This is a genomic window from Cupriavidus necator A5-1, assembly GCF_000744095.1.
Lineage (GTDB): Bacteria > Pseudomonadota > Gammaproteobacteria > Burkholderiales > Burkholderiaceae > Cupriavidus > Cupriavidus necator_A.
The window spans coordinates 1,810,512-1,826,192 of sequence record NZ_JQLI01000008.1 but is presented as its reverse complement, the minus strand read 5'-3'; the positions used below and the strand labels follow the sequence as shown (position 1 = coordinate 1,826,192).

Below are 15,681 nucleotides of genomic sequence, written 5' to 3'. Positions count from 1 at the left end.
GCCCGGCCCGCGCGCTCAGATCTCGACCTTGGTGCCCAGTTCCACGACCCGGTTGGCCGGGATCTGGAAGAAATCCGACGGCTTGGCGCCGTTCTGATGCATCCAGGCAAACAGGCTCTCGCGCCACATCGACATGCCCGGCAGCTTGGACGGGATCACCGATTCGCGCGCGATAAAGAACGACGTTTCCATCAGCTCGAAGTGCATGTTGAGCTTGCGGTCGGCCAGGTCCAGCACCTTCTGCACATCCGGCGTTTCCTTGAAACCGTACTCTGACTTCAGGATATAGACGCCGCCGCCCAGGTCCTTGCAGCTCAGGCGATGGTCGTCGTCCACGTACGGCACGTCGCGCGTGATGAAGTTCAGGAACACCACGCGCTCGTGCAGCACGCGGTTGTGCTTCAGGTTATGCAGCAGCGACACCGGCACGGAATCGGTATTGCCGGTCAGGAACACCGCGGTGCCCTCGACGCGATGCGGCGGGTGCGCCAGCAGGCCGGCGATAAAGGGCTCCAGCGGGATGCCATCTTCCAGGCTGCGCGCGCGCAGCAGCTTGCGGCCGCTGTACCAGGTCATCAGCAGGAAGAACGCGGAGGCGCCCAACAGCAGCGGGAACCAGCCGCCTTCGGCGACCTTGAGCAGGTTGGCCGAAAAGAACGCCATGTCCACCACGATGAAGGCGGTGCTGAGCACTGCCACCAGCGCCGGGTTCCACTTCCACACATTGCGCATGCACACCGCCGCCAGGAAGGTGGTGATGACCATGGTGGTCGTCACGGCAATACCGTAGGCCGCGGCCAGGTTCTCCGACTTCTTGAACGAGATCACCACGCCGAACACCAGCACCAGCAGCAGCCAGTTGACCACCGGCAGATAGATCTGGCCGATCTCGGCGGCCGAGGTGTAACGCACGCGCATGCGCGGCACAAAGCCGAGCTGGATCGCCTGGCTGGTCAGCGAGAACGCGCCGGAGATCACCGCCTGCGAGGCGATCACGGTGGCGCAGGTGGCCAGCAGCACCATCGGCAGCTGCAGCAGCTCGGGCACCATCAGGAAGAACGGGTTTTCGGCGCCGGCGGGGTTGTTCAGCAGCATCGCGCCCTGGCCGAAGTAGTTCAGCATCAGGCACGGCATCACCAGCACGAACCAGCCGATACGGATCGGGCGCGCGCCGAAATGGCCCATATCGACATACAGCGCCTCGGCCCCGGTCAGCACCAGGAACACCGAGCCCAGCACGATAAAGGCCTGCAGTGCATGCTCAAGGAGGAAGTGGATCCCGTAGTAAGGATTGACCGCCTTCAGGATCTCGGGCGCCTGGACCAGGTTGAAGATGCCCAGCGCCCCCAGCGCCAGAAACCACGCCGTCATGATCGGCCCGAACAGCTTGCCCACCGCGGCGGTGCCGTGGCGCTGAATCAGGAACAGCCCGGCCAGGATCACCAGCGTGATCGGTATCACGAATTGCGAAAGCTGCGGCGCGGCGATCTCCAGCCCCTCCACTGCGGACAGCACGGAGATAGCCGGCGTGATCACGGCATCGCCATAGAACATGCAGGCGCCGAAGATGCCGAGCATCATCAGCACCTTGGCCTTGCCCGAGCGTGGCGCCACGGTGCGCAACACCAGCGCCATCAGCGCCAGCACGCCGCCTTCGCCGTCGTTGTCGGCCCGCATCACGAACACCACGTACTTGATCGAGACCACGATGGTCATGGCCCAGAACAGCATCGAGATGACGCCCAGCACGGCGTCGGGGCTGAACGCTATGCCGTGTTCCTTGCTGAAACACTCCTTCAGGGCATACAGCGGGCTGGTGCCGATATCGCCGAAGACGACGCCGACCGCTCCGAGCACCAGGGCGCGGGTACTGGGGCTTTCGACGAAATAATGGCTGGTGGTGGTGGCTTGGCTCATGAAGTTGGGTCTGCTCGACCGGCTCGCCGGCAGTTTTGTTGGCTCTGGCGCGGCCCGTGGCCCCGTCGCGTGAAGATAGGGGCCAGGAGCGGGCCGCCGCGTCCGTTTTCCGGTTCTCTTTGGCGGTTCTATTGCATTGCACAAACGGGCGCAATTCTAGAGGAACTGGCCGCTATCGACCACTGCGGAAGAATGGGATGCCGCTTTCGTGACCCCGCAAGGATGGGAGGGAAGCGGCGGATGGTCAAGCCCTTGCAGCGCGAAACTGCGTGTGCTTACGTCCGCAAGTGGCGTTGCGGCATCGCAACAAAAGCGCCCCCTCAGGCGCTTTTGTTAGTCAGACGCCCAGATATCGGTCCAGCGCCTCGGGCTTGCCGGCAAGGTCCGCCGCCGGGCCGGCCAGCACCACGCGACCCTTCTCCAGCACTACCGCACGGTCGGCATGCGCCAGCACTGAGCGGAAGTTGCGGTCGACCACCACCGTGGCGATGCCGGTGCCGCGCACGGTGGCGATGACTTCCCAGATCTCGCGCACGATGCGCGGGGCCAGCCCTTCGGTGGCTTCGTCCAGCACCAGGCAGTCCGGGTTGGTCATCAGCGCCCGGCCGATGGAGAGCATCTGCTGCTCGCCGCCCGAGAGTTGCTGGCCGCCATGGGTCAGCCGCTCCTTCAGGCGCGGGAACAGGTCCAGCACGCGCGCCTCGTCCCAGTCGTTGCGGCCGTTGCAGCCCTTGCGTGCGGCCATCAGCAGGTTTTCGCGCACCGACAGGCTCGGGAAGATGCCGCGGCCTTCCGGCACGTAGGCCACGCCCAGGCGCGCCACCTCGTACGGCTGGGCGCGCGAGACGTCGCGGCCGGCCACGGCAATCTGGCCCTGGCGCTGGCGCACGTGGCCCAGCAGCGTGCGCAACAGCGTGCTCTTGCCCATGCCGTTGCGGCCCAGCAGCCCCACCGTCTCGCCCACGCCGACGGTGAAGTCGATGCCGCGCAGCACATGGCTGGAGCCGTACCAGGCGTGGATGCCTGTAGCTTCGATCATGGGAGTACTCATGCGGCGGCCTCGTCTTCTTCACCCAGGTAGGCAAGCTGCACTTCGCGGTTGGCCCGGATCGCCTCCGGGCTTCCGGTGGCGATCACTGCGCCGTTGACCATCACGGTGATGCGGTCGGCGACCGAGAACACCGCGTCCATATCGTGTTCGACCAGAAGGATGGCGTGCCCCTCGCGCAGGCCGCGCAGCAGCGCCAGCATCCGTGCCGACTCTTCTGCGCCCATGCCGGCCAGCGGCTCATCGAGCAGCAGCGCGACCGGCTGTGTGGCGAGGCACATCGCCACCTCCAACTGGCGCTTCTGGCCGTGCGCCAGGTCGCTGGCGATACGGTCGGCCAGCGGCGCCAGGCCGGCGCGCTCCATGGCCTCGTCGGCCAGCGCGGCGCTGGTGCGGCAGCCCTGCGCGCTTTCCCACAGCCGCCAGGCCCGCTGCGCGCGCGACTGCGCAGCCAGCCGGCAGTTCTCGCGCACGGTCAGCGGCAGGAAGATATTGTTGCGCTGGTAGCTGCGCCCCACCCCATGCCGCGCCAGCCGCGGCTGCGACCAGCCGGTCACGTCCTCGCCCTTCAGGTGCAGGCGGCCGGACGACGGCGGCAGCTCGCCGGACAGCATGTTGATTAGCGTGGACTTGCCCGCGCCATTGGTGCCGATCACGGCGTGGATTTCGTGCAGCGCCAGCGACAGGTCGACGTTCGCCACGGCGGTCAGGCCGCCGAAGCGCCGCGTCAACTGCTGCGCCTGCAGGATCGGGATGCCCGGTGTAGTCATGCGGCCTCCGTGTTGCTGCGGCGATGGCCGTCGGCACCGCCCTTGCCTGCCGCCTCATCGGGCTCGGTCCCCTGATCGCCATTGCGCCGCCCGCGGCGGCCGTGACGCAGCACCGCCGGCAGGCTGACCAGCCCGCGCGGCAGCAATGCCACCGCGACGATGATGAAGCCGCCCATCAGCAGTTGCCAGTGCTTGGTCAGCGTGCTGAACCACTCGGCCAGCAGCACGAACGAGAACGCGCCCAGCACCGCCCCGGCCAGGCTGCCCACGCCGCCCAGGATCACCATCAACATGGCGTTGCCGGACTGGTGCCACGACGCGATCTCCGGATTGACGAAGCCGAACTGGATCGCATACAGGAAGCCCGCCAGCCCGGCCAGCAGCCCGCCCGCGACAAAGGCGCCGAGCTGGTAGCGGTAGGTGGCGTAGCCGGCCGCACGCATGCGCTGCTCGTTGTGGCGGATGCCGACCAGAGCGTGCCCGAAGCGCGAGCGCAGCACCAGCGCCAGCACCGCCACCGTCGCCAGCAGCCCCAGCCACACCAGCCAGTAGAAATGGGTGGGATCGTTGACCGTCAGCAGGCGCTCGCCCGGCACCGGGAATTCCGGCCGGAAGTAGATATAGGTGCCGTCGCTGCCGCCGGCGACCTTGGTGTCATGGAAGACGAAGTACACCATCTGCGCGAAGGCCAGCGTCACCATGATGAAATACACGCCGCGGGTGCGCAGCACCAACGCGCCCACCACCAGCGCCAGCGCGGCCGATGCCGCCAGCGCGCCGGCCAGCAGCACCCAGCCGTTGCCGGGGCCGGACTCCGGCGCCAGCATCGCGGTGGCGTAGGCGGCCATGGCGAAGTACGCTGCATGTCCCAGGCTGACCAGCCCGGTATAGCCGATCAGCAACTGCAGCGACAGCGCGAAGATCGCCATGATCATCACCTTGCTGAGCAGCTCGATATAGAACTTGTGGCTGTCCGCAGTGAGCAGCAGCGGCATCACCGCGAGCACGGCGAAGGCTGCCAGCCAGCCCAGCGCGGTGGCGAGCGTGGCACGCTGTTTGGGCCGGCGCGCCGGCAATGTCGTCGGATTCATTTCACCCAGCCTTGAACAGCCCCTGTGGCTTCCACAGCAGGATCACCGCCATCAGCAGGTAGATCAGCACGCCGGCCGCCTCCTGCCAGAACACCTTGCCGAAGGTATCGACAAAACCCAGCAGCAGCGACGCCACCAGCGCGCCCTTGACCGAGCCGATACCGCCAATCACCACCACCACGAAGCACACGATCAGCACCTGCGAGCCCATGCCCGGATAGACCGACGACACCGGCGCCGCGATCATGCCCGCCAGCACCGCCAGCGCCACGCCCAGCGCGAACACGAAGCGGTACAGCACCGTGATGTTGATGCCCAGCGACTGCACCATCTCGCGGTTGGTGGCACCGGCGCGGATCATCATGCCCAGCCGGGTGCGGCGGATCACGTAGTACATCGCCACGGCTACCAGCAGGCACACGGCGGAGATAAAGAGCCGGTACACCGGGTAGGTCATGTCGTTGCCGATCGGCAGGGCGCCGTCGAGCAACGCCGGCACCTGCACGCCGTGCACATCGTCGCCGACCAGGATGCTGCGCAGCTCCTCGAACACAAGGATCAGGCCATAGGTCATCAGGACCTGCTGCAGGTGGTCGCGCTCGTACAGGTAGCTGAAGAAGGCCCACTCCAGCACGTAGCCGAACGCCACCGCCAGCACGATGCCGAGCGGGATGGCGATAAACAGGTTGCCGGTCAGCCCGGCGAGCGTGAAGGCCAGGTACGCGCCGAGCATGTAGAAGCTGCCGTGCGCGAGGTTGATCACGCCCATGATGCCGAAGATCAGCGTCAGGCCGCTGGCGACCAGGAACAGCAGCAGGCCGTACTGGACGCTGTTCAGGCATTGGATTAGGAAGGAGACGATGTCCATGCGGCGCGGAAGTTCAGCAGGTTACGGACGGAGCCGACGGTTTTGGGTGCTCCAGCAGCTTCCGAGCTAGCCTGAGCAAGGTGTTCTCCCTCTCCCCTCATGGGGAGAGGGTTGGGGTGAGGAGTGGTCTAGCTAGGAGCCACATCAAGCGAAGCCAACGGTTTTGTCCAGCACCGTGGCTCCGGAAAGCGCCCGCCCTCACCCCCACCCCTCCCGCAAGCGGGAGAGGGGCTGCAAGCGTCGTCGTACGCGTGCGGCATCGGAGGCGCCCACAACTTACAACCTGCACCCACGCGCCGGATCCGCCAGAGCCTTCACCGCCACCGAACTCACCTTGTTCTCACGCCCGTCCACCTTGCGTAGGTAGAAATCCTGCACCGGGTTATGCGCCTTGGACAGCGTAAAGGCCCCGCGCGGGCTGTCGATCCTTGCCGCGCCCATCGCCTTGTACAAGTCAGCCTTGCGCGTCATATCGCCCTTGACCGCAGTGGCACCAGCAGCCAGCAGCTGCGCCGCGTCATACCCCTGCACCGCATACACATCGGGCTGCAGCTTGTAGGCCTTGGCGTAGTCCAGGCGGAAGTTCTTGTCGCGCGGGTTGGTCAGCCCGTCGGCATAGTGAAGCGTGGTTTCCAGCCCCTGCGCGGCGGTGCCCTGCGCTTCCAGCGTGCCGTCTGTGAGGAAGCCCGAGCCATACAGCGGGATCTTGTCCTTGAGCCCGGCCGCGGCCCAGTCCTTGACGAACTTGACCGCACCGCCACCGGCAAAGAACACGAACACGGCATCGGGCTTGAGCGACGCCACCTCGGTAATCAGCGCCTGGAACTCGACGTTGGGGAACGGCAGGCTCAGTTCCTTCACCACCTTGCCGCCCTTGGCCTCGAACGCTTCCTTGAAGCCCTTCACCGACTGCTCGCCGGCAGCGTACTTCCAGGTCAGCGTGACCACCTTCTTCAGGCCGCGCTCGCCCAGCACCTGGCCCATCGCATAGCCCGGCTGCCAGTTGGAGAACGAGGTGCGGAAGATGTTCGGGCCGCACAGCGGACCGGTGGCTTCATCCACGCCGGCATTGGGAATGATCAGCAGCGTGTTGTTTTCCTTGGCCACCTTGACGATGCCCATCTGCACGCCCGAGTGCACCGTGCCGACCACCACGTCGACCTGGTCGCGCTTGACCAGCTTGGTGGCGTTTTCCGGGGCCTTGGCGGGGTCGGATTCATCGTCGACCTTGAAGTACTCGACGTCGCGCCCGCCGAGCTTGCCGCCCTGCTGCGTCACGTACATGCGGAAGCCGTTCTCGATGGCCGTGCCCAGCGCCGCGTAGGTGCCGGTGTACGGCAGCATGAAGCCGACCTTGATCTTGCCGCCTGGCGCGGCTGGGGCGGTCTGCGCTTGCGCGGCGGCCATGGCAAACACGGTGGCGACGGCAAGGCAGGCAGGCGCGAGCCTGCGCGAGGTGAAGCGACGCATGATGTCTCCTGGTGGTCAAGCCGGCGGCTCGCTGGACCGTTGCCGGTCCCCCTGCCCTTGCCGTGACCCGCGCCGGCGCATGCAAATCGGTGCCATGCAAGCCGGGGACCCTGCGCAACGGGCGGGAAGCCCAATTATTTTAAGTATGAAGTATATGCGTTTATATGCCGAACCGCGGCCTGCGTCAACGGTTCAGGCTGGTCGCGGTGTGGCGAATGGCCGCATCGCGCGAGTTTAAGCAACGTGGTTTGTGGGGCATATCGATGGATACCCTCGATTTGTTCCATGGTGCCGTACTCGTCTTCCTCGCCCTGCACGGCCAGCACCGGGCACTGCAAACCGGACAGGAGCGGGCGCAGGTCCCAGCGGCGGAAGTCGTGGTCGAGCCAGATATCGTTCCAGCCCCAGAAGGCGGATTCCACATCGTCGTGATGGCGCGCCAGGCGCTGGCGCAGGTCGGTATCGAGGTAGGTCTGGCGTGTGGCCGCGATGCTGCTGACCGACAGGTCTTCCACCACGATATGCGGTGCCAGTACGGTGATGCCGTCGACCGCCTGCGGGAAGCTCGCGGCGTAGATCAGCGCGATCGAGCCCCCGTCGCTATGGCCCAGCAGCCAGGGCATGCCATGCACGCGGCCCGGGCCGATATCGAGCGCATCGAACAGCGCGGGCAACGCCTCACGCGCCTGTCGGTGCATGAAATCGGTGCGCCACTTCTCGTCGTGCGGGCGTGGCGTGGAACGGCCGTAGCCGTAGCGTGAGAACACCAGGCCGCGGTAATCGCCGGCCTCGCAGAAATCACGCGGGAAATCGCGCCACATGCTGACCGAGCCGAGGCCTTCATGCAGGAACACCACCAGCGGGCGCTCCGTGCGTTCGGGCCGCAGCCACTGGTATTCGATCCGGATACGGCGGTTGTCAAAAGGGATTTCCACCAGACTGCTTTGCGTGGGCACTTTGTTCTGTTGCATTGGTTCAGGAGGCGGTCACTGCAGGGGCTGCCGCGCGGCGTCTTCACGCTGGCGCAGCCGGAAGCGCTGGATCTTGCCGGTCGCGGTCTTGGGCAGCTCGGGCACGCATTCGATCTGGCGCGGGTACTTGTACGGCGCCAAGCGCGACTTGATAAAGGCCTGCAGCTCGGCCGCCATGCCGTCGTGCCATCGCTGGCCGGGGCGCAGCACCACGAAGGCCTTGGGCTTGACCAGCTGGTCGGCATCGGTGACGCCGATTACCGCCGCCTCGAGCACGGCCGGGTGCTGGGCCAATGCGGCCTCGACCTCGAACGGCGATACGTAGATGCCGCCGACCTTGAGCATGTCGTCACTGCGGCCGGCGTAGGTGTAGTAGCCGTCGGCATCGCGCAGGTACTTGTCGCCGCTGCGGGTCCATTCACCGACAAAGGTGTCGCGGGTCTTGTCGCGGTTGCACCAGTACATCAGCGCCGCGCTCGGGCCCTTGATATAGAGGTCGCCGATCTCGCCCGGCGCGCACGGTTCACCATGCTCGTCGAGCAGCTTCAGTTCATAGCCCGGCACCGGCTTGCCGGTGGTGCCGTAGCGCACCTCACCGGGCCGGTTCGACAGGAAGATATGCAGCATCTCGGTCGAGCCGATGCCGTCCAGGATGTCGCAGCCGAAATGCGCCAGGAAACGTTCGCCGATATCGCGCGGCAGCGCTTCGCCGGCGGAAGTGCAGACGCGCAGCGCCACGTCCGTGCGCGGCGGCAGTTCGGGCGCGGCCAGCATGCCGGCGAACAGCGTCGGCACGCCGCAGAAAACCGTGGGCCGCTGTTCGCGCAGCCGCCTGAACACAGCCGCCGGCGTGGGCCGCTCGGCCATCAGCACGGTAGTGGCGCCGACCGACATCGGGAAGGTCAGCGCATTGCCCAGGCCGTAGGCAAAGAACAGCTTGGCGGCCGAGAACACCACGTCGTCCTCGCGGATGCCGAGCACCTGGCGCGCGTACAGGTCGGCGGTATGGAACAGGTTGCCGTGGGTATGCACGGTGCCCTTCGGCCTGCCGGTGGAGCCGGACGAATAGAGCCAGAACGCCATGTCGTCCGGGCCGGTGCGCACCGCCTGCGCGGGCGAGCGCGTGCGCGCCAGCATCGCGCCGATGCTGCACGATGGCGGCGATTCGCCATGCGGGGCGGCCTGGATCACCATCGGCGACAGGCCGCTCTTGTCGATCGCGGCCTTCATCACCGGCAGCAGCGGTTCGGACACCACGACCGCGCGCGCGCCGCTGTGGCCAAGCATGTAGGCGTAATCGTCCGCGGTCAGCAGCGTATTGACCGCCACCGGTACCACGCCGGCCAGCAGGCAGCCGAGGAACACGGTGGGGAAATCGACGGTATCGAGCGCGCACAGCAGCAGCCGCTCTTCCTGGCGGAAGCCCGCGTCGCGCAGCGCGCCGGCAAAGCGGCGGGCGCGGGCATCGAGTTCGGCGTAGGTGAGCGAAGTGGTGTCGTCAATATAGGCGGTCTTGCCGCCCCGCCCCGCCTGGAGATTGCGCGACAGCAGGTCTTCGGCGGCGTTGTAGTGCGGTGGCAGCGCCGTGACGGCGCCAGATGCAGGGGGAACGGCCAACGACACGGGCGATGCGGCCGACGGCGCGCCGGCGGCAGTATTGAGGGGCGTCATGTCTCCACTCCTTGGTGTCGCGCGCCGCGGGCCGGTCGGCTGCGGCGGCGTCAGGCCAGTCGCTGTTCTTGCGGTGTCCGCCATTTTGCGTGCCGGCATCCGCTTGTCGATGCATTTTATTTCATATCAACTATTATGCAAGCGAGGGGATGCACTATAGGACAGGCGCGGTGACAGGCGACCGCCTGACCCGCCACTTGGAGCGCCCGGCCTGCTCGTATAATGCGCCCTTGCTTTTTGCCGACCACCAACCTGGCCGGCCAACCCGACACTGCCACCATGCGCCGCGACCCCGACCCGCTGCCCCAGACCGAAGCCGACGCCGACGCCCGCCCCGCCCGGGACACGTCCGCCCCGGCCGCCAACGGCGAGCGCGACCCCTACCTGACGCTGCTGGGCGAGCGCATCCGCTCGCTGCGTGCCTCGCGCGGCATGTCGCGCAAGGACCTGGCGCGCGGCGCGGGGGTTTCCGAGCGCTACCTGGCCAACCTGGAGACCGGCACCGGCAATGCCTCGGTGTTGCTGCTGCGGCAGGTGGCGCGCGCACTGGACGTGCCGCTGCCGGTAGTGCTGGCGGAAGTGGACGGACTGAACGGCCAGCAGGCCACCGAGTTCGCGCAGATGGTGCAGTGGCTGGCGCAGTTGCCGGCGGGCGACCTCGCCCGCGTGCGCGAAGCCTGCCGCCACGCGCTGGCTCCGGAAGAATCCGGCGACGCGCGCCACCGCCGCGTCGCGCTGATCGGCCTGCGCGGCGCAGGCAAGTCGACGCTGGGCCGCGCGCTGGCGGCAGCCAAGGACGTGCCTTTCGTCGAACTGAACACCGTGATCGAGCAGGAAGCCGGCGCGAGCCTGTCCGAGATCCACTCGCTGTACGGCCAGGCCGCCTACCGCCGCTACGAGATGCGCGCGCTGGAACGCGTGCTGCGCGAGCACGACCGCATGGTGCTGGCCACCCCCGGCAGCCTGGTCTCGGAACCCGCCACCTTCAACCTGCTGCTGGCGCAGTGCTACACCATCTGGGTGCGGACCACCCCGGAAGAGCATATGGCGCGTGTGGTCGCCCAAGGCGATATGCGGCCGATGGAAGGCAACCGCGAGGCCATGAACGACCTGCGCCGCATCCTGCAGGCGCGCACGCCGCTCTATGCCCGCGCCGATATCTCGATCGACACCAGCGGCCAGGACGCCGCCACCTCGCTGCAACAGCTGCGCGCACAACTGCAGGCCGCCGGCGCCTGAACCCCTTCCTCCGCCCTACGGACCTGCGCAACGCCGACAAAGGCATTGCGCAGGGCGTCTCGCTGCACTATATTTCATCAAAAGCCGCAAGGCACTATAGTGCATCAAGGAGACAGCCATGTCCGCGCCGGCAACCGCCCCACTGCAGCCTGACGCTCAGGCAGAAGCAACCGCCCCTGTCACATTCGAGCGCCATCCCGATCAATACCGCCATTGGAAACTGAGCTTCGACGGCCCGGTCGCCACGCTGGCGATGGATGTCGATGAGGAAGGCGGACTGCGCCCCGGCTACTCGCTGAAGCTCAATTCCTACGACCTCGGCGTCGATATCGAACTGCACGATGCGCTGCAGCGCATCCGCTTCGAGCATCCCGAAGTCCGCACCGTGGTGCTCACCAGCGCACGCGATCGCATTTTCTGCTCGGGCGCCAATATCTTCATGCTGGGCCAGTCGTCGCACGCGTGGAAGGTCAACTTCTGCAAATTCACCAATGAAACGCGCAATGCCATCGAGGATGCCAGCCGGCACTCCGGCCTGAAATTCATCGCGGCCTGCAACGGCACCACCGCCGGCGGCGGCTACGAGCTGGCGCTGGCGTGCGACGAGATCGTATTGGTAGACGACCGCTCCTCCGCGGTGAGCCTGCCCGAAGTGCCGCTGCTGGGCGTGCTGCCCGGCACCGGCGGCCTGACCCGCGTGACCGACAAGCGCCATGTCCGGCGCGACCATGCCGATATCTTCTGCACCACCACCGAAGGCGTGCGCGGCCAGCGCGCGAAGGACTGGAAGCTGGTCGACGAAGTGGTCAAGCCGGCGCGCTTTACCGAGCACATCGCCGAGCGCGCCACGGCGCTGGCCGCCACCAGCGATCGGCCCCAGGGCCACCACGGCATCACGCTGACACCGCTGTCGCGCACCATCGAGCCCGACGGCTACCGCTACGAGACCGTGCGCGTGCATGTCGACCCCGCCGCGCGCAAGGCCACGATTACCGTGTTCGGCCCGGACAAGCACCAGCCCGCCGACCTTGCCGGCGTGGTCGCGGCCGGCGCGCAATGGTGGCCGCTGAAGATGGCGCGCGAGCTCGACGACGCCATCCTGACGCTGCGCACCAACCACCTTGACATCGGCATCTGGGTGCTCAAGACCGACGGCGACCCGGCCCAGGTGCTGGCCGCCGATGCGCTGCTGGAAGCGCATGCCGGCCACTGGTTCGTGCGCGAAACCATCGGCATGCTGCGCCGCACGCTGGCGCGGCTCGATGTGTCGTCGCGCAGCCTGATCGCGCTGATCGAGCAGGATTCCTGCTTTGCCGGCACGCTGCTGGATCTGGCGCTGACGGCCGACCGCAGCTACATGCTGCACTTGCCCGACGCGCCCGACGACGCGCCGCGCATCTTCGTGTCGCCGGTCAACTTCGGCCGCTACCCGATGCCCAACGGCCAAACCCGGCTGTCGGCGCGCTTCTACGGCGACGAAGCGGCGCTCACCGCGGTGCGCGACCACATCGGCGCGCCACTCGACGCGCTCAGCGCCGACTCGCTCGGGCTGATCACCGCCGCGCCGGACGATATCGACTGGGAAGACGAGATCCGCATCGCCCTGGAAGAACGCGCCAGCCTGTCGCCGGACGCACTGACCGGGATGGAAGCCAACCTGCGCTTCGGCGGCGCGGAGACCATGGAAACGCGCATCTTCGGCCGCCTGACCGCGTGGCAGAACTGGATCTTCCAGCGCCCCAATGCCGTCGGCGAGAACGGTGCGCTGAAGGTCTTCGGCACCGGCAACAAGGCGCGCTTCGACTGGGACCGCGTGTAGACACGCGCACCCACGCCAGATAACAAAGGAGACACCCCGTGAGCATCGACTACAGCCAGAAGATCCCCAACAACGTCAACCTGTCCGACGACCGCGCGCTGCAGCGTGCCCTGGAGCACTGGCAGCCGGCCTTCCTCGACTGGTGGCGCGACATGGGGCCGGAAGGCTCTCACAACTTTGACGTGTACCTGCGCACGGCGGTGTCGGTCGATCCATCGGGCTGGGCGCATTTCGAGCACGTCAAGATGCCGGACTACCGCTGGGGCATCTTCCTGCAGCCGGCCGACCCGGAGCGCAGGATCCATTTCGGCGAGCACAAGGGCGAAGCCGCCTGGCAGGACGTGCCGGGCGAGCACCGCGCCAACCTGCGCCGCATCATCGTGACGCAGGGCGACACCGAGCCAGCCTCGGTCGAGCAGCAACGCCACCTGGGCCTGACCGCGCCCAGCCTGTACGACCTGCGCAACCTGTTCCAGGTCAACGTGGAAGAAGGCCGCCACCTGTGGGCAATGGTGTACCTGCTGCACCGCTACTTCGGCCGCGACGGCCGCGAGGAAGCCGAGGCGCTGCTGGATCGGCGCTCGGGCGACCAGGACAACCCGCGCATCCTCGGCGCCTTCAACGAACGCACGCCGGACTGGCTGTCGTTCTTCATGTTCACCTACTTCACCGACCGCGACGGCAAGTACCAGCTATGCGCGCTGGCCGAGTCCGGCTTCGATCCGCTGGCGCGCACCACGCGCTTCATGCTGACCGAGGAGGCGCACCATATGTTCGTCGGTGAATCGGGCGTATCGCGCGTGATCCAGCGCACCTGCGAGGTGATGCGCGAGCGCGGCATCGAGGACCCGGCCCAGGTGCGCGCCGCCGGCGTGATCGACCTGGAAACCATCCAGCGCTACCTGAACTTCCACTACAGCGTGACCATCGACCTGTTCGGCGCCGACCAGTCATCCAACGCGGCCACCTTCTACAGCGCGGGCCTGAAGGGCCGCTTCGAGGAAGGCAAGCGCGCCGACGATCACGTGCTCAAGAGCGATGTCTACCGCGTGCTGGAAGTGCGCGACGGCCACCTCGGCGAGCGCGAGGTGCCGATGCTCAACGCGCTCAACGAAGTGCTGCGCGACGACTACATCAAGGACAGCCTGGGCGGCGTGGCGCGCTGGAACAAGGTGATCGAGAAAGCAGGCGTCGCGTTCCGCCTGACCGTGCCGCACAAGGCCTTCAACCGCAAGATCGGCACGCTCGCCAATGTGCACGTGTCGCCCGATGGCGAACTAATTTCCGAAGCCGAATGGAAGGCCAACGAGTTCAAGTGGCTCGCCACCGACGAGGACCGCGCCTTTGTCGCCAGCCTGATGGGCCGCGTGGTCGAACCCGGCAAGTACGCCAACTGGATCGCGCCGCCGGCAGTGGGCATCAACCGCCAGCCGATGGATTTCGAATACGTGCGTTTCAACTGAGCCCAAGAACAAGAAGGAGACACCGGAGACACGCCATGGGCGCCCCCGACATCATCAAGCAGCACCTGATCGACCCGGAAATCTGCATCCGCTGCAATACCTGCGAAGACACTTGCCCGCTCGACGCGATCACCCACGACGACCGCAACTATGTGGTCAAGGCGGACGTGTGCAACGGCTGCAATGCGTGCCTGTCGCCCTGCCCGACCGGCGCCATCGACAACTGGCGCACCATGCTGCGCGGCGAGGCTTATTCGATCGAGGCGCAACTGCTGTGGGACGAACTGCCGGCGGAGGTGCCGTTGCCGGACCTGGGTGACGCGACCGAGGCAACGGCCGATACCGCGCCGGCCACCGGTACGGGCACGACGACGGACGCCACAATCCAGTCCGTGGAAACCAGCAGCCATACCTCGCCACGCGCGCCCTGGTCAGCCGCCCATCCCTACATCAACCTGCATGGCGTACGCGCGCCGGTCACGGCGACCGTGGCCGGCAACTACCGACTGACGGCGGAGGACGCGTCCAGCGATGTCCACCATATCGTGCTGGACTTCGGCACCCACTTTTTCCCGATCCTTGAAGGCCAGTCCATTGGCATCGTGCCGCCTGGCACCGACGCGTCGGGCAAGCCGCACTACATCCGCCTGTACTCGGTCGCGAGCCCGCGTGACGGCGAGCGGCCGGGTTATAACAACCTCGCACTGACCGTGAAACGGGTCGACCAGGACCACGACGGCAACCCGGTGCAGGGCGTCGCCTCCAACTACCTGTGCGACCTGGCCAAGGGCGATACGGTGCAGGTGGTCGGCCCGTTCGGCGCCACCTTCCTGATGCCCAACCACGCCGAGGCCAGCGTGATGATGATCTGCACCGGCACCGGCTCGGCGCCGATGCGCGCCATGACCGAGCGCATGCGCCGCAACATGGCGCACTTCGGCGGGCGGCGGATGCTGTTCTTCGGCGCGCGCAACGCCAACGAACTGCCCTACTTCGGTCCGCTGCTGAAGCTGCCGAAGGATTTCCTCGACATCCACTTTGCCTTCTCGCGCGATCCCGCCACGCCGCGCCGCTATGTGCAGGACGCGATCCGCGAAGCCGCCGGCAGCGTGGCCACGCTGCTCGCCGATCCCAACGGCCACGTCTATATCTGCGGCCTGAAAGGGATGGAGGAAGGCGTGCTGGCGGCGTTTGAAACGGTTTGCGCCAGCGCCGGTCTTAGCTGGACAGGGCTGGAAACCGCGATGAAGGCCCAAGGCCGGCTGCATATCGAGACGTACTAGCGCCTGCCCCACATTTTGCTGATTTTTTCAGCAAACACTTCCCTTCTGAAATGCATGGCCTATAATATTTC

Annotated in this window: 12 protein-coding genes; 4 read left to right on the top strand and 8 right to left on the bottom strand. The window is 66.7% G+C overall.

Annotation, left to right across the window (positions count from 1 at the left end; genetic code table 11):
- Positions 1 to 15: 15 nt before the first annotated feature.
- From K307_RS32620 to K307_RS32585, 8 genes are all read right to left on the bottom strand, one after another.
- Complete coding sequence (locus K307_RS32620; RefSeq protein ID WP_042885087.1) at positions 16 to 1,917, bottom strand: potassium transporter Kup; 1,902 nt, start codon at positions 1,915 to 1,917, stop codon at positions 16 to 18.
- Positions 1,918 to 2,254: 337 nt separating this feature from the next.
- A complete protein-coding gene (locus K307_RS32615) occupies positions 2,255 to 2,956 on the bottom strand; it encodes an ABC transporter ATP-binding protein (RefSeq protein WP_230626205.1) in 702 nt (233 codons plus the stop codon).
- Between the two features lie 8 nt (positions 2,957 to 2,964).
- Positions 2,965 to 3,735 carry an ABC transporter ATP-binding protein gene (locus K307_RS32610; protein ID WP_022534483.1) on the bottom strand — a complete coding sequence of 257 codons (771 nt, stop codon included), beginning with the start codon at positions 3,733 to 3,735 and terminating at the stop codon, positions 2,965 to 2,967.
- Positions 3,732 to 4,826 carry a branched-chain amino acid ABC transporter permease gene (locus K307_RS32605; protein ID WP_042885085.1) on the bottom strand — a complete coding sequence of 365 codons (1,095 nt, stop codon included), beginning with the start codon at positions 4,824 to 4,826 and terminating at the stop codon, positions 3,732 to 3,734. Before K307_RS32605 ends, K307_RS32610 begins: the two co-directional genes overlap by 4 nt.
- 1 nt (position 4,827) lies before the next feature.
- A complete protein-coding gene (locus K307_RS32600; protein ID WP_042885084.1) occupies positions 4,828 to 5,694 on the bottom strand; it encodes a branched-chain amino acid ABC transporter permease in 867 nt (288 codons plus the stop codon).
- A 276-nt stretch (positions 5,695 to 5,970) separates the two neighbouring features.
- Positions 5,971 to 7,164 (bottom strand): ABC transporter substrate-binding protein, encoded by a 1,194-nt coding sequence (locus K307_RS32595; protein ID WP_042885083.1) that lies wholly within the window; start codon positions 7,162 to 7,164, stop codon positions 5,971 to 5,973.
- A 134-nt stretch (positions 7,165 to 7,298) separates the two neighbouring features.
- The gene (locus K307_RS32590) at positions 7,299 to 8,135 is read right to left on the bottom strand and encodes an alpha/beta fold hydrolase (RefSeq protein WP_042885082.1); all 837 of its coding nucleotides are present in this window, start codon (positions 8,133 to 8,135) and stop codon (positions 7,299 to 7,301) included.
- A gap of 15 nt (positions 8,136 to 8,150) precedes the next feature.
- Positions 8,151 to 9,806 (bottom strand): benzoate-CoA ligase family protein, encoded by a 1,656-nt coding sequence (locus K307_RS32585; RefSeq protein WP_042885080.1) that lies wholly within the window; start codon positions 9,804 to 9,806, stop codon positions 8,151 to 8,153.
- Positions 9,807 to 10,085: 279 nt separating this feature from the next.
- Between K307_RS32585 and K307_RS32580 the strand changes: the two genes are divergently transcribed.
- From K307_RS32580 to boxA, 4 genes are all read left to right on the top strand, one after another.
- Complete coding sequence (locus K307_RS32580) at positions 10,086 to 11,045, top strand: helix-turn-helix transcriptional regulator (RefSeq protein WP_042887667.1); 960 nt, start codon at positions 10,086 to 10,088, stop codon at positions 11,043 to 11,045.
- A gap of 118 nt (positions 11,046 to 11,163) precedes the next feature.
- On the top strand, positions 11,164 to 12,864 hold the full coding sequence (gene boxC, locus K307_RS32575; RefSeq protein ID WP_051975258.1) for a 2,3-epoxybenzoyl-CoA dihydrolase: 1,701 nt from the start codon (positions 11,164 to 11,166) through the stop codon (positions 12,862 to 12,864).
- Between the two features lie 38 nt (positions 12,865 to 12,902).
- Positions 12,903 to 14,327, top strand: a complete 1,425-nt coding sequence (gene boxB / locus K307_RS32570; RefSeq protein WP_042885079.1) for a benzoyl-CoA 2,3-epoxidase subunit BoxB — start codon at positions 12,903 to 12,905, stop codon at positions 14,325 to 14,327.
- Positions 14,328 to 14,362: 35 nt separating this feature from the next.
- Positions 14,363 to 15,610, top strand: a complete 1,248-nt coding sequence (boxA, locus tag K307_RS32565) for a benzoyl-CoA 2,3-epoxidase subunit BoxA (RefSeq protein WP_042885078.1) — start codon at positions 14,363 to 14,365, stop codon at positions 15,608 to 15,610.
- The last annotated feature ends 71 nt before the right edge of the window (positions 15,611 to 15,681 follow it).

Excerpts from the sequence above, each read along its gene's own strand:
- K307_RS32580 (WP_042887667.1), top strand. The coding sequence starts at position 10,086 with ATGCGCCGCGACCCCGACCCGCTGCCCCAGACCGAAGCCGACGCCGAC.
- K307_RS32620 (WP_042885087.1), bottom strand. The coding sequence starts at position 1,917 with ATGAGCCAAGCCACCACCACCAGCCATTATTTCGTCGAAAGCCCCAGT.
- K307_RS32585 (WP_042885080.1), bottom strand. The coding sequence starts at position 9,806 with ATGACGCCCCTCAATACTGCCGCCGGCGCGCCGTCGGCCGCATCGCCC.
- K307_RS32590 (WP_042885082.1), bottom strand. The coding sequence starts at position 8,135 with ATGCAACAGAACAAAGTGCCCACGCAAAGCAGTCTGGTGGAAATCCCT.
- K307_RS32600 (WP_042885084.1), bottom strand. The coding sequence starts at position 5,694 with ATGGACATCGTCTCCTTCCTAATCCAATGCCTGAACAGCGTCCAGTAC.
- boxC (WP_051975258.1), top strand. The coding sequence starts at position 11,164 with ATGTCCGCGCCGGCAACCGCCCCACTGCAGCCTGACGCTCAGGCAGAA.
- K307_RS32615 (WP_230626205.1), bottom strand. The coding sequence starts at position 2,956 with ATGATCGAAGCTACAGGCATCCACGCCTGGTACGGCTCCAGCCATGTG.
- K307_RS32610 (WP_022534483.1), bottom strand. The coding sequence starts at position 3,735 with ATGACTACACCGGGCATCCCGATCCTGCAGGCGCAGCAGTTGACGCGG.
- K307_RS32595 (WP_042885083.1), bottom strand. The coding sequence starts at position 7,164 with ATGCGTCGCTTCACCTCGCGCAGGCTCGCGCCTGCCTGCCTTGCCGTC.
- boxA (WP_042885078.1), top strand. The coding sequence starts at position 14,363 with ATGGGCGCCCCCGACATCATCAAGCAGCACCTGATCGACCCGGAAATC.
- K307_RS32605 (WP_042885085.1), bottom strand. The coding sequence starts at position 4,826 with ATGAATCCGACGACATTGCCGGCGCGCCGGCCCAAACAGCGTGCCACG.